This is a genomic window from Paenibacillus sp. 11B (assembly GCF_030487755.1).
In the GTDB taxonomy this organism is placed as follows: domain Bacteria; phylum Bacillota; class Bacilli; order Paenibacillales; family Paenibacillaceae; genus Paenibacillus; species Paenibacillus vandeheii.
Genome location: NZ_JAUKNS010000001.1, coordinates 766,373 through 780,876 on the forward strand (window position 1 = coordinate 766,373; position 14,504 = coordinate 780,876).

16 protein-coding genes are annotated in these 14,504 nt (G+C 44.3%); all 16 read right to left on the minus strand.

What is annotated here, in order from left to right; translation table 11 throughout:
- Positions 1-88 precede the first annotated feature (88 nt).
- The 16 genes from Q0V21_RS03390 to Q0V21_RS03465 all read right to left on the minus strand — a co-directional run bounded on the left by Q0V21_RS03390 (position 89) and on the right by Q0V21_RS03465 (position 13,845).
- Positions 89-1,573 carry an ATP-binding protein gene (locus tag Q0V21_RS03390; RefSeq protein WP_301246454.1) on the minus strand — a complete coding sequence of 495 codons (1,485 nt, stop codon included), beginning with the start codon at positions 1,571-1,573 and terminating at the stop codon, positions 89-91.
- A complete protein-coding gene (locus Q0V21_RS03395) occupies positions 1,542-2,258 on the minus strand; it encodes a response regulator transcription factor (protein WP_017687664.1) in 717 nt (238 codons plus the stop codon). Before Q0V21_RS03395 ends, Q0V21_RS03390 begins: the two co-directional genes overlap by 32 nt.
- A gap of 148 nt (positions 2,259-2,406) precedes the next feature.
- Positions 2,407-3,669: a cytochrome c biogenesis protein CcsA gene (ccsA, locus tag Q0V21_RS03400; protein WP_079349439.1), complete on the minus strand. Its 1,263-nt coding sequence runs from the start codon at positions 3,667-3,669 to the stop codon at positions 2,407-2,409.
- On the minus strand, positions 3,666-5,339 hold the full coding sequence (gene resB / locus Q0V21_RS03405) for a cytochrome c biogenesis protein ResB (RefSeq protein ID WP_301877632.1): 1,674 nt from the start codon (positions 5,337-5,339) through the stop codon (positions 3,666-3,668). Before resB ends, ccsA begins: the two co-directional genes overlap by 4 nt.
- A 14-nt stretch (positions 5,340-5,353) precedes the next feature.
- Entirely contained in the window at positions 5,354-5,881 is a 528-nt protein-coding gene (locus Q0V21_RS03410; protein ID WP_053784499.1) for a redoxin domain-containing protein, read from the minus strand.
- Between the two features lie 131 nt (positions 5,882-6,012).
- On the minus strand, positions 6,013-6,762 hold the full coding sequence (locus tag Q0V21_RS03415) for a pseudouridine synthase (RefSeq protein WP_024634051.1): 750 nt from the start codon (positions 6,760-6,762) through the stop codon (positions 6,013-6,015).
- A gap of 220 nt (positions 6,763-6,982) precedes the next feature.
- Entirely contained in the window at positions 6,983-7,801 is an 819-nt protein-coding gene (locus Q0V21_RS03420; RefSeq protein WP_301877635.1) for a S1 family peptidase, read from the minus strand.
- Between the two features lie 65 nt (positions 7,802-7,866).
- A complete protein-coding gene (locus Q0V21_RS03425; RefSeq protein ID WP_079349442.1) occupies positions 7,867-8,400 on the minus strand; it encodes a spore maturation protein in 534 nt (177 codons plus the stop codon).
- A gap of 6 nt (positions 8,401-8,406) precedes the next feature.
- Complete coding sequence (locus Q0V21_RS03430; protein WP_024634048.1) at positions 8,407-9,033, minus strand: nucleoside recognition domain-containing protein; 627 nt, start codon at positions 9,031-9,033, stop codon at positions 8,407-8,409.
- An 18-nt stretch (positions 9,034-9,051) separates the two neighbouring features.
- On the minus strand, positions 9,052-10,239 hold the full coding sequence (locus Q0V21_RS03435; RefSeq protein ID WP_094936905.1) for a D-alanyl-D-alanine carboxypeptidase family protein: 1,188 nt from the start codon (positions 10,237-10,239) through the stop codon (positions 9,052-9,054).
- A 158-nt stretch (positions 10,240-10,397) separates the two neighbouring features.
- A complete protein-coding gene (locus tag Q0V21_RS03440; protein ID WP_256984461.1) occupies positions 10,398-11,069 on the minus strand; it encodes a sigma-70 family RNA polymerase sigma factor in 672 nt (223 codons plus the stop codon).
- Positions 11,070-11,248: 179 nt separating this feature from the next.
- On the minus strand, positions 11,249-11,866 hold the full coding sequence (locus Q0V21_RS03445; protein WP_094936907.1) for a lytic transglycosylase domain-containing protein: 618 nt from the start codon (positions 11,864-11,866) through the stop codon (positions 11,249-11,251).
- 132 nt (positions 11,867-11,998) lie between these two features.
- Entirely contained in the window at positions 11,999-12,208 is a 210-nt protein-coding gene (locus tag Q0V21_RS03450; RefSeq protein WP_179282954.1) for a hypothetical protein, read from the minus strand.
- A 6-nt stretch (positions 12,209-12,214) separates the two neighbouring features.
- Positions 12,215-12,658: a hypothetical protein gene (locus Q0V21_RS03455; RefSeq protein WP_094936909.1), complete on the minus strand. Its 444-nt coding sequence runs from the start codon at positions 12,656-12,658 to the stop codon at positions 12,215-12,217.
- An 85-nt stretch (positions 12,659-12,743) separates the two neighbouring features.
- Positions 12,744-13,181, minus strand: coding sequence for a hypothetical protein (locus tag Q0V21_RS03460; protein ID WP_143812604.1), 438 nt, complete (start codon positions 13,179-13,181; stop codon positions 12,744-12,746).
- Positions 13,182-13,278: 97 nt separating this feature from the next.
- Positions 13,279-13,845, minus strand: a complete 567-nt coding sequence (locus tag Q0V21_RS03465; RefSeq protein WP_179282955.1) for a sigma-70 family RNA polymerase sigma factor — start codon at positions 13,843-13,845, stop codon at positions 13,279-13,281.
- Positions 13,846-14,504: the final 659 nt, after the last annotated feature.

The following is a 14,504-nucleotide window of genomic DNA, read 5'->3' on the forward strand; positions in this document are numbered from 1 at the left end:
CCACGTTGAACAAGATTAAACGGTAGTGTTCAACAAAAAAAGCACCCTCAGCATGAGGATGCTTTCGCACTTTTTGTATGAAATCGGGCTATTTCGAAGAATCCACAGGAAATTGTAAAATAAACTCTGTACCTTCGCCAAGTACACTATTAACGATAATGGTGCCGTGATGGGCATCCACAATATTTTTTACAATTGCGAGCCCAAGTCCCGTACCGACACTTTCACCCCGAACCCGAGCCTTATCTGCTTTGTAAAAACGTTCAAAGATGAATGGTAAATCAGAAGACGGTATGCCTACGCCCTCATCTTTTACAATCACTTTAGCTACAGGTGTTCGAGTATCCGTTAACAGTTCTGCCGAGATAAGAACATTTTTGCCTGATGGGGTGTGACGAAACGCATTATCCAGTAAATTGGTAAATACCTGTTCAAGACGATCCTCATCGGCCTGATGAAGTTCAATGAAAGTCTGTCTGCACTCAAACCGAAGATGGATCCCCTGTTCTTTGGAACGTACCGAGAACTTTCTGTACACTCGTTCCAGTAGTTCAACCAGATCCACTTCCTTCACGGCCATATCCGTATGCCCCGCTTCCATTCGAGCAAGATCAAGCAGATCTTTAACCAATCGGCCCATACGCAAGGACTCATCATGAATTACTTGAATCAACTCTTCACTTTCTTCCGGAGAAGCCGCCATCCCATCCAAAAGAGCTTCACTATACCCTTGCATCATGGATAGCGGAGTACGTATCTCGTGAGATACGTTTGCGACAAAATCACGGCGCATCTTCTCTAGTCGTACTTCTTCTGTTACATCACGAAGCACAGCTACAGCGCCCCGTACGACACTATCTGCGTATAAAGGTGCCATCTGAACAGACCAGACTCCCTGTTGAACATGCACGTTAGAGTTCTGATCGCCACCTTGCTCCATCACCATTTTGAACAAAGGAACGAGTGGTTCCGGCACCTCTCGAGAAGAGCTTACAGAATTCTCCGAATCTTGTCCCTCGCCCATCTGTGCCCAGTCCAAATCACACCAAGCCTGCATGATTTTCTCTCCAGGGGGGTTCGTCAAAATAACCTTTCCCTCCCCGTCGAAAGTAACTACCGCATCGGTCATGCTTCGGAGCACGCTCGCCAAGTGTTCTTTCTCATGGTTAAGGTTGCGAATGTTATCTTCCAGCTGTGCAGCCATATGGTTAAATGTATTACCTAATTCTCCAATCTCATCGCTCGTTACAAGAGAGAGACGTGTACCGTAGTTTCCTTTCCGAATCGCATTGGCTGCCTGAATTAACTGCTGCATCGGCTGCGTAATTTTCGTAAAAAGAAACAGCGCAAAAAAGGTCGTCAAGCTGAAGCCGATAATACAAACATACGTGAACAAACGTTTGATATCTCTCGACTCAGACTCCGCAAAATTCGTATCAATATACGGCAGCAAAAAAAGACCCAATGCTATGAGTACACAGCCCACAAGGCAAATAATCGTAATCCATAACTTCCCGACCAGCGATCTCCAGAAACTAAAACTACTTCGGTACTTCCAGTTTATAACCCACACCCCACACCGTCGTAATCATCGCCGCTGATTCTGGCGACACCTTGTTTAACTTCTCGCGAAGACGCTTCACATGTGTATCCACCGTACGAAGATCACCAAAGAATTCATAGTTCCATACATCCTTCAGCAGCTCTTCTCTGGAGAAAACTTTATCTGGAGATGTCGCGAGATAATGCAACAGTTCATATTCTTTCGGTGTTAAACTGATCTCTTCACCACCTGCGGTTACGCGGTGAGCATCATGTTCGATGACCAAATGAGGAAACACAATATTGTTGCTTGAATTACTCTCTTTGGACAGATAAGCTGTCGCAGAAGAACGACGCAGAATCGCCTTAACCCGATAAATCACTTCACGTGGACTGAATGGTTTAACAACATAGTCATCAGCTCCCACTTCGAAGCCCTGAACACGATTAATTTCTTCACCTTTTGCAGTAAGCATCAACACCGGGGTTGATTTCACCTGACGCAGACGAGTACATACTTCAACGCCGTCCATACCCGGCAACATCACATCAAGCAAAATCAGACCATAGTCACCCGCAGTTGCTTTACGCAGCGCAGTTTCCCCGTCTTCTGCTTCATCAATTTCATAACCTTCTTTTTCGAGATACATTTTCAAAAGTCGGCGGATTCTCTCCTCGTCATCCACGACCAGTATACGGTTCTCATGTTCAGCCATTCCACTCCAGCCCCTTTACAATAACTCCTCATCACTTCTATTATGTTCGATCTGGCGAACAATATTTGAAAGCCCCTATTGAAGCAGGGGCTTACATATATGTTTCATGGACTTCTCTCCGGAACTTTACAAAACGAAACGACCAATCCTAGTCTGCCCCTGCGTAGGAATGCAACCCGGCAATGATCAAATTCACACCAACAAGTGTAAACATAACGACCAAAAATCCAAGTACTGCAAGCCAGGCAGACTTGCGGCCCTGCCAGCCTCTGGACAAACGCAAATGCAGGTACACACTATAATATAACCATGTTATCAGTGCCCACACCTCTTTGGGGTCCCATCCCCAGAAGCGGCTCCATGCAATCTGGGCCCAAATCATGGCGAAAATTAATGCTCCCAATGTAAATATAGGGAAACCGATAGCAATTGCACGATAACTAATCTCATCCAGATCATCGGAATCAATGCCGTCCAGCATCGGTTGCAGAGCTTGTCCAAGCGGTCTTCTTACAATTAAACGAATGAGTCCATACAGGATAAGCCCTACGATTAACGACCAGACTACCGTGTTCAGTTTACGTCCAGCGTTTACCCCGTTCATCCAGGAAGGCGTCTCAAGCAAAGGTTCCTTCATGCCAAGAAACGGTTTTATGCTCTCCACTTCACTATTATAAGGTGCAAATATAGGAGGCATGCGATAAATCACTTTCTCTATTGTACTATTTTCCTGTACCTCTGTGTCAATGCTAGTGGTTTGCTTAACAAAAACGGCCTCATATCCAGAAGCACGGAAAGCAAATACAGAGCCGATAAACCCAACCACAACGACGATCGTAATTAATGTAAACTCAACCCACCCACGCTGGCGTCTGGAGGACTTGTCCTTGCCACTGAAATCGACCGTACGTAACAAGTACATGAATCCTGCCGCAAAGCCAACGGCGAAGAATGCCTCTCCAAGCGCTGCCAACGTCACATGAATCTTGAGCCATATCGACTGCAAAGCAGGAATTAGCGGCTGTACTTCCTGAGGAAATACGGCTGCATAGGCCATAATAAGGATGGTTAGGGGCAATGCGAACAGTCCCAGCAATGACTTGCGATAGATTGCATAGACTACGATAAATGCCACCATAATCATCATGGATAGAAAACTCATAAATTCATACATATTACTTACCGGGATATGTCCTGCCCCAGCCCAGCGTGTACCAAAAAAGATAAGATGTGCAGCTAGTGCTACAGTTGATGCAATAAAGGCTCGCTTTCCCCATCGATCTACATGAACTTGCGGGTCGCGATTACTCCATTTCTTGCCCATGACGGCAACGCCATATAACATAAATGCAGCACAATATAGAAAAAAAGATACGATAAATGCGTCGCTGCTGAAATCCAATAAACTCATGTTTGGTTCCCCCCGTTATCCAACGACTTCTCATCCACTTCCACATTCAACTGTTTTAACACAGCTGCAACTTCACGCCTGAAGCCAAACCAGTTTTTGTTGGTATGGCCGCCTAGGGTAAGCTGTCTATCATCAATCCGAATCCAAATACGACGGTGATGCCAGTAAAAGCCCATAACCAGACCCAACATGACGATTCCTGCCCCAACCCATACGAAAGGCATAGCCTTATCAATACGTATATTGAGGTAACTTACGGATTGAATGATATCAACCTTGTCCATACTGTCGACCTCCAGCTGCAAAGGAATTTCTCCTCCATTTAGCTGTTTGTTAATTGCATCCTGTTGAAAACGCTGCTTATCCACCTGCTTCGCAAAATACAAGTACTGCATTCCCTCTTTGGGTAAATCGGGCCCCTTGATGTTAAATAGAAAGGCAGGCGCATTAGGCGAAGGAGACTTTGATTTGGGCTCTCCATTTTCATCCAGTCCAAAATCCATATATTTTTCTTTAACTGTCAGACTATAGGGGCCTGCTTCAAACGTTCGCTGCGTATCCATCATGGCAATTTGGATTGCTCCGTACTTCTCACCCGTCTGGGCATTGACCAGATCAGGCGTTACCGAACGAATCGTTGGCGTCAGATCATAATCAAACTGATACGCTTTCAATCCGTTGTAATTCAGTGGATGGTTCACTCGAACATCATGTCGGGCCACCTCGGACAACTGAGGTTTCTTTGAAGGATCCGAACAATCTGCTGTACATTCATACAATACCACTTTGGTTACAAACAGTTTTGGAACGGTTTTATTCAGATTCCGAAATTGTTCCGGGACTTCATCTTCACTGTAAAATTCAACATTAAACTGTTCATTCTTCAAATACATGGACGTGTTCGGGATTTTTTTGATCTCCCCTTCGGGAAAAGCAACATGCTCATCCAGATTCAGACCAGGAATTCCGCGAACAAGAACAGCCAACAGAAAGATAATCAATCCGATATGAAGGACATAAGGCCCCCAGCGGCTGAATCGCTGTTTCTCAGCCAGTAATGCCGTACCCTCGGTGTGCACACGATAACCTTTCTTTTTAAGCGGAGTAACCGCTTTCTTTATCCAGTCTTCTGATGCCTCATCTATGGAGCCTTGGTACACCAGACGCTGGCGTGTAAGAAACTGCATGTGTTTACGTATTTTCTGTTTGTTCAGCGCTTTGTATAGTGGAAGTACCCGGTCAAGACTGCATATGACCAGTGAGGCACCGATCAGCACCAGTAGCAAAATAAACCACCAGGATTCGTATGTATGGGACAGACCCAGCAGATAATAGATATGACCCAACTGACCGTATGTGTCCTTGTAATATACGGATGGATCAATATTCAGAAACGTACTTTCTTGTGGATAGATCGTGCCCAGCATGGAACCTACAAGCGTAAACACAATCATGTAAACCGCAATTTTGACCGAGGAGAAAAAGTTCCATATGCGGTCAATGATTTTAGGATTCATACGTTGCGAACGGCGTGCCATGCCATCATAACGCATTTCCAATACTTCATCCGATTTGACCTCGGACTCCAGCAGCGGCTTGCCGCATGCTTCACATAGTACAGTGCCCACCGGATTCTGGTGTCCGCACTCACACTTCGTATTCTGGAACACGACTAGACCTCCTGTCAGGGCTGTTTCGCCAGTTGTGAAATTTGAGCGTCAAGTGTGTCCAAGTCTAGTTGACCGATATGAATGGTGGAGATTTTACCCGTGTCGGAGACAAAAAATGTCGTTGGCATCGGTGATATGCCAAAATCCCGGATCGAGTTTTTGTCACGGTCGAGCATAATCGGAAACGTAACGCCCACCTGCTGTACAAAATTTTCCACGGTCATCTGGTCTTCCCCAACATTGATACCAACAAATTGAACACCCTGGTCCTTCCATTTGTCCGCTTGCGCTTGAAGTGCAGGCATCTCTTTGACACAAGGCTCACACCATGTTCCCCAGAAGTTGATTACCATGGCTTTGCCTTTGTATTCCTCAGACGTATGAACTTGTCCATCCAGGCCCAGCAGTTCAAAAGAAGGAGCCTTGTCCCCTTCTTTTGGCTTGCCATTCGAGCCGGATACGGATGTAGTAATCGCGTATCCGCCCAACACCAGGATCAATAACAAAATGACGATTTGCACCGCTCTTCTTGATTTGCCCATGTGCTGCTCCCCTTTTAAGTGACTAGCATTCGCATATTACGGTCTCGGACAACTGTGAACATCCTATGAACAATTATAGCGAATTTCGTCACAAATCTGCGGCGCTTTTATGAAAATTATGTGTCCTCACATTACCTTTTTTTCATTTTTTTGGCGGGTTCTGATTTTGCGAGCGTAATCAGGTTGTTGACTTCTTCTTTGGTCAAATTGCGTGTCAGCCCCCGTTTCAGGTTTTGCAGCAAAATACCACCAAACGAGATCCGCTTCAGACGTGTTACCGGATGGTTAATCGCCTCGAACATACGTCTAACCTGACGATTACGCCCTTCGTAAATGGTGATGGAGATTACAGCTTCATTTCCTGCGGTGTCAACATCCTTGTACTCAACCTCTGCAGGAGCTGTCATGCCGTCATCCAACATAATGCCTGTCTTTAATTTTTCCAGAGCAGTACCATGTGGGACCCCTTTAACAGTCGCCAGGTACGTCTTCGGTACGTGATGCTTTGGATGGGTCAACAAATGAGCAAATTCCCCATCATTGGTCAGAATCAGCAGGCCTTCCGTGTCATAATCCAAACGACCAACAGGATACACACGTTCTTTGACACCTTTAAGATAGTCGGATACAATTTTCCGACCTTCCGGGTCTGAAGCACTTGTGATAACACCTTTCGGTTTGTTCAACATCATGTACACTTTCTTTTCACTGCGGATCGGTTTACCATTAACCGTAATCATATCCTCTTCGGGGTTCGCTTTCGTACCCAGTTCGGTTACGACCTCCCCGTTAACTTCTACTTTGCCGGACAGGATCAGTTCCTCGCTCTTGCGGCGGGATGCAATGCCTGCCTGTGCGATAATTTTTTGTAATCTTTCCATGTTTGTCATGTCACCTCACACTAATGATACCCATCAGGGCCGGAAATCACAAGGATAATCCATCGAATTTGTAAACGCGGGAGTTGAAAACGCCTTATGAGCTGTTTTTAACTATGAATTTATGCCAAAAAAGCTCACCCTCTTACTGCCTGTTTGCAACAGGAGCATAGGGTGAGCCGTTCACTTTGAGCCGTATGTAACCACTGAACATTGAATGAGGTTAACTCGCTACTTTACCGTTAACAGCAACCGGTTTTTTGGCAGGGGTTGCACTGTCTTTAATGAAGGATTGCAGCGTTTTTGAAGTAATAAAATAAGTGCGTCCACCATATACAAAGGTCATCATGCCAATAACTCGATTATTCTGATCCAGAACAGGGCCACCCGAATTGCCTTGTGCCACTGATTTTACGATACTGCCAATACCCATCTTGCCTGGAACGTCCGTATCCTGTGAATTAAATACTCGGCTCTTGGCTATCGTATTGTAAGTTGAAGGAAAATCGTCGTCCAAGAGTACAAGTTCCCCAGCTGAATTTTTAGGAAATCCGATGGTATACACAATTTGATTATCTCTCGCATTAGCAAACGTCACTGGTTGTGCATCGATTTCTTTGTCCAGCTTCAGCAATGCCATATCCGTCACCGGATCTGTTTTGATGATTTTGGCTTTCACTGACTTGTCCAGCTGACCTGGGCTCGCTACGGTCAATGTGCCTTTATCCCCATCAGACAATTCAGCAAAATCCTGAACGACATGATAGTTGGTAAGTACTTCATCCTTGGAGATCAGTATTGAGGTACCCACATCATAATATACCGTATCGGGTTCAGCCTTTTTGATCAAACGTACGTTCACAACTGGAAAAGAATCCGCTAAAACGGCCAGCTGAGCACGCAACTGTTTATCGAAGTAACCCGTAAATTGAATCGTATTGACGGCTTGAGCCGCCGCAAAACCTGTTTGTCCTGCAATCAGTGCAATGGCAACCACAATTAACATTCCAATGCGGAGCATTCGTTTCCAACTCTTCTGCATGATCCTCACTCTCCTCCGCTATTATTCTAGCATAACTAGTATATCGGAAGGAGAGGACTTATTTTTTATCCAAAAACGATTAAACAAATGACCAAGGCAGCAATAAAACCAACCACATCGGAAAACAACCCGACTTTGAGAGCATAGCGGCCATTACGTATACCTACGGCTCCAAAATAAACAGTCAAAACATACAGAGTTGTATCCGTACTCCCTTGAATCGTAGAAGCCATGCGGCCAATCATAGAATCGGGACCATAGGTTTTGATCAGATCTGTCGTAAAGGCGAGCGAGCCTGTCCCGGTCAAGGGACGCAAAATGCCAAGTGGCAATACTTCTCCCGGAACTCCCATCCAGGACACGAGTGGGGCGATCAGACTGATCACATAATCCAGCGCACCTGAAGCACGGAAAACACTGATTGCTACCATCATGCCTACCAGATGGGGAATAATGCTGATTGCCGTAGAGAATCCATCTTTGGCCCCATCAACAAAGGATTCGTAGACCGGGACCTTTTTGGTAAACGCATATAATGGAACAAACGCGATAATAACCGGAATGGCCCAGGCGGAAATCCAGTTGATGAAGGTTAACAACGCTACTCATCCTTTCATACCGGGATTGTCACTTTTATGTACACGCGGCGGCCTGTGAAGCGCCCTGTTTCGGTACCAGCGGTCCGCTGCGATAGCTGCAAATGTCGCAACAATGGTTGCCATTAGCGTTGTGCCTACAATTTCCGTGGCATTCGCAGAATGATAATTAAGACGAATGGCTATCAGGGTTGTCGGAATAATGGTGATGCTCGCCGTATTCAGAGCCAGCAAGGTACACATGGCAGGGGACGCTGTCTGTTTATCCGGATTCAGCTCTTGCAGCTGCTGCATGGCTTTGATCCCCATTGGGGTAGCCGCATTCCCGAGGCCAAGCAGATTGGCACTCATGTTGGATAAAATGTAGCCCATAGCAGGATGGTTCCGTGGGACATCAGGAAACAAAAAGCCGACAACCGGACCCAGGAGCTTCGCAATCCGGCCCAGTAGCCCGGCATCCTCAGCCATTTTCATCATTCCCATCCAGAATACGAGCACACTGATCAGTCCAAAACATACTGTTACACCCGTTGCTGCTCCATCAAAAGCTGCCTGGGTTACGACTTCAATTTTGCCCTGAGCTGCTGCAAAAGCAAAGCCGGTTACAATCATGAGAAGCCAGATTAAATTGATCAAAGGATAACCCTCCCCTCATTATGGAGATAACAGATGGCTTAATACTGCACGCCATGCGGAAGCCCAGGTAGAAATTTCACCGATTCCCCCCAGAGTGGCATCCTCGGTTTTCGGCTCCGGCGGAATATAACTACCTTTGCGATACACAGGAATTGAACCCACCAGCTTCCCATCAAGTTGCATATCAATTCGGCCTGCCAAGCCAAAAGAAGGATCTGTCGATTTTGCATCACCCTCTGTACTCTCCTGGACACGGTTTTCGAGTAAAATCAGCTTTTTCGTCAATGAGGATGTCTCACTCTTCGCCAGAGGATAAGTGAACCCGCGGCCTGTGACCACATCCGTGTTCTGTACAGGCTGTTCTTTTTTTGCAATTTCCACCAAAGGGAAATTTTCAAAGCCGAAATCTAACATACGCGCATGATCATTCCAGTCATCGCCGTCGTTCAGGGTTACCGCAGCAAGTTGTTGACCATTACGAGTAGCAGAGCTGACCAGACAGCGAAATGCCTTCTTGGTATATCCTGTCTTTACGCCATCGGCTCCCTCGTACAGTCGCAGCATTTTATTTTTGTTTTGCCAGGAGTAATCCCAGCTCTCATTTGGATTGGGGGCAGACTTGTTCTCTGTCGCTACAATACGTTTGAATACCGGATTCTTGAGCGCATACGCGGTTAAACGTGCCAGATCATTGGCGGTGGAATAATGTCCATCGGCGTCAAGTCCGTGAGGATTCATAAAATGAGAATGGGTCAAACCAATTTGCTCTGCCTTTTTGTTCATTAACAGGACAAATCCTTCTTCAGATCCACCGATATGTTCAGCAATCGCCGAGGCCGCATCGTTGCCTGATCGTAGCATTAGCCCATACAGCATGTTTTCCAGCGTCATTTCTTCACCCAGCTTGAGATAGATGGATGATCCTTCTTTGGCAAACGCCGAGGAAGTCACTTTTACTTTGTCATCCAGTTTACCGTGTTCAATCGCTACAATTGCCGTCATGATTTTGGTCAAGCTGGCAATTCGGAGTTCCTTATCCCCATCTTTGCTGTACAATATTCGGCCCGATGTCACGTCAATGAGAGCAGCGCTTTGGGCATGGGTTGAAGGGCCAGGTATTGTTCCCTGGGCTTCAGCAAGCCCAAATGAAGGAAACAGGAACAAGGGTACCAGCATACATGCCATAAATTTCATTATTTTTCGCATCGATTCATTCCTCCGGGTCACTTGGAATCTTGTACTAGCTTATGTCTGGACAACCCGAAGTATGTCCCACTGTTAGAAAACAGCAAAAATCCCTTTCGCATATGCGCTGCGGAAGGGATGTTGTAGTCTTGAAGAGGAGTTGCCAGGCGTGATTAATATTAGTTATTATCCAGCATCTTGGCCACTTTTCGCATAATTCTGGAGACTCTCATCTGGCTAATGTCTTCCATCTCCGCTGTTTGTGTTTGATTAAAGCCGTCTACCCGATGTTTCAGGACAGTGACTTCCTTCTCGCTTAACTTTCGCTTCACTGAGTCAATAACTGCGTCAACATAAATTCGGTCTACCACTCCATCCTCAATGTTTTCCCCACTATAGATGGTATCCATCAACGTAACTGCTTGAGCTTGCTGATCATCTGCTCCGACAGGCTCATCCAGGTATTTGACTCCCTTGCCCACTTGAAGCGCCTTGTTGATTTTCTCCTCTTCTTCGTCGAGCAACAAGGCGATTTCATGAGCTGTCGGGAGATACCCCATATCATGCTCCAGCCGATTGATTCGGTTAATTAATTCAGTAGCTGTACGAGTGGGTCGAATGATGCTTGCGCTATCTCTCAGAAAACATCGGATTTCCCTTACAATGGCAGTAACCGCAAACGAACTAAATTTCACTCCACGCCCCGTGTCAAATGCTTTGACCGCTTTAATGAAACCAAGGCGACCCAATTGAAGAATATCGTCTTTTTCCACACAATGATTTTTGATAATGACTTCCGGTTTTCCAATGTATTTATGTACGGAATGCCAAATCAAGTTCTCGTTAACCAAGATGCTATCTCCTAGAAAATGTTCATCGACTTGACATCGTTCAATATTTCCTACAAGGTCCATAGAGTAAAATTTCTTGTCCAACTTCAAATTCATGTTAATATGTTCTGAAAATTTATCCATCTAGATCTCCCTATGTAAATGTTGTGGAAATTCACCAACAATCCTAACGTTCTTACTTAATTTTTCTTTAACATCTGAATCATCTTGCTATGGTGTTTCTTCACTTGGTTGTAATACCAGGGGCGAGCCTTACCCTTGTCGACATTTCCTTCTCCTTGATTGTACGCAATCGTTGCTGTGCGAAGGTTTCCATCATACTTTCCCAAAAGATATTCCATATATTTAATGCTGGTTTTGATGTTAACTTCAGGCTTGTATAAGTCACTGCCTTTAACACCAAACGTTTTGGCCGTACTCGGCAGTATTTGAAGGAGCCCGATGGCTCCATGATTTGATGTGCTATCCTCTATTAAGCGGCTCTCCTGCCACATCATGGCGAATATCCACAGGGAGTCTATATTGGAAACTTCAATATATTGATCTACCCACTTCACATACTTCAACAATTTAGCCTGGCTTACCATCTTCTCTTGATACGATTCAATATATTGCTCCAACATATCTACCATTTCTTTATGGGACGTAGAATCCGGATCTGATTTCACTTTGAGGGCATGTTTTGTATGTTGTTCTCCAATTGAATTAGGAGCCGTTGGTGCAATCAGCCCGCCATATAACGTTATAGATGCCAGTACCACCGTAATGATCATCCCGATTTTTTCAAAAATAACCAACGGGATTGCTCACCTCCTTAGGTTGGACCTTATATAATAGAAGGAAACCGTAGTTTATGCCTGCTTGCACGAACTTGTACCCCAATAATTTATAGGTCTGTTGTTGCAAGTTTATAGATCTCCTTTTTCCTATTAAGGCGCATCTCGCTCACTGGTTTGATATGCCAAGATTGCTGTATATTCTAACCTGCTGTTTGCTGGGTCGTAGGCGGAAGTAACATCCAACCCAATAACCAATACATTTGGTTTGACATACATCCAGGTGTTGAGCTGTTCCTCTAAATCCAGTGGTGATGGGGATATAAACATCTTCACAGCAATATCTACGGCATAATTTTTCATGTTCATTTATTCATTACCGATAAGAAGCTCGGGATTTAATTCTTCGTTTGTTTCTTTATTACTTAGCACATCGGAAAGGGATTCGTTGACGTTCTCGGTGTTCTCTTCTTTCTTTTTCTCCTCGATCAGCTGAGCAAACTCCTCTTGAGTCAGCTCATATATCTCCAGTTCAAACGCACTTGTGAGAATATATCCCATACCATCTGTTAAATGGACGTTGTAGTAGGTTTGCGGTTTCTCGTGAAATTCGTCCGCTTCATAGTTGAATCCAATAACTGCTTTTTCATAGCCAGCTACAGTACCCGCAAACCAAACATTGGCTTTTGTTGTTGCGCCTGTGGGCGTTTGAATCTCATGCATATTTGTTGGTGCGTGAACGCATTTTCCAACTAGACCTGCAACCAACTCTTCGGTTAATGTATCGTCTTTTGCTTTTATCATTTGTGTCATACGGTCATTCCTCCATATATTCAAAATATCTTGAGTCTGGCTTTTCAGCTCTTCAATTGCTCTATACGCGTTGTATCATTGACAGTTAACGTTTTAATACAGGAGAAATATCTGGGGCACCACTAATGAGCGTATAATACGTTCGAATATGAACAACTGCCCGATTTAGGTCATTCATTCGCTTGGACAACATTTCCTCAATCACAGGCTCCCATACCCTAAGTCCTACACCCATAATCGGTTTGTTTTGCATATACGCATGATGTAAGATCACTACCTCAGTAGGAGTAAGCTTTTCCACATCGAGATTAACTAGCAACGCATCTGCTTGTAAGACAACCTTCTCAATAATCAACGCATACTCCCGGTTACTTAGGTCGGAAGCGGTAGACGAATCATGGTGGGCCCAAGCAATATCAGGAAATGCCGACATACTTTCCAACGTAAATCCCAACACAACAACACTGAGCATATTTTTCTGCCACCCTCCATTATTCAATCGATCAATTACTCTATACGACATAAAAAAGCACCCCGTTAAGGGTGCTTTTAATGATATGTATCGTTTTGATGATCAATCTGCAACAAGCTTCGGCTATTAATTGCCATTTAATTTGATACTACAGAGCTTCGTATTTCTCACGAATCGCTTTCCACAACTGTGATATGCGTGCCTTGGATACACCTAACATTGCTGCAATTTCTACAAACTCGTACCCCGAGGTTCGAAGTTTAAAAATCTCTTTCTCCCGCTCATTAAGCTTCATATTCTCCATGATGTCAGTCACGAATTCAAAATTCTCAAAAGCAAACCCGGCGTGCCCAAGTGTTAGCGCTGTATCTGTTCCCTCACTTTCATCACTGGAGCCAAGATCAGTACACACAAGCTGGACAGCGTTAACGACACTGAGGTTTTTCTCAGACATGCATTTGCGATACATATCCTTGATTTTATTCTCGATCAAGTGATCAACAAACGTCGACATTTTTGCTTTTTCAGCATCATACTTGTCCAGCGCGTTATATAACTTAATCATGATCTCCTGCGTTACATCCTCTTTTTCCATCCCTGCAAACGTTTTGCCCCTAAGCTTATGGCGACATTTTTCCTGTGCTTTGTTCAAGAACGTATCTATATCCCCAATTTCAAATAAATCATCAAACCCCATAGCAGTCGTAGCAGACATTATCATTTTCCCCCAATGATTATTTAGTTGTTAGTTAAACTTTAACTTGTATTTCTATAGCTATAATTATCATCAATTCTTTCACTCACAATCTAGCATCTCTCACCATAACCAAACTTTATAAATGACTTGCCGATATCCAAAAAAACCATATCTAATATGTAGTCGTATCACTTCTTCGTAAATATGAAACATCTTCTTTAGGCGAAGCTTAAAGCTAGATAAGTATTTTGCATTGCATAAAAATTTCGTAAATGATTCACCTCCCCATTCCGATATCCACAACAACAAGATTGAATCCTAACTTTCATAACACAGCAATGAGACAATTTGTTCAGTTTCACTTTTCCAACCTATTACATTCAGAATAACAAATACGAACTAATGTTCGCAACATATTTTTATCAGCTTCGTCTATACACCTTTTACCCACTTTATACGAAGCCAACTAGGAAACGTAAAGCCCGTTTTTTGCAAACAAAAAGACCAACACAGAGCGCACCACTAGGAAAATACCAAAATGGTGGAATGTGTCGGTCTTGGTCTGACATCTATTTCGTTCCAATTACCGAAGATATGGTCTTGAAGCTCTCAAATACAGTTACAGGCTTCGTCAAGATTATTAATTCTATCTGATCGCCATAAGGGTAGTATAAGGA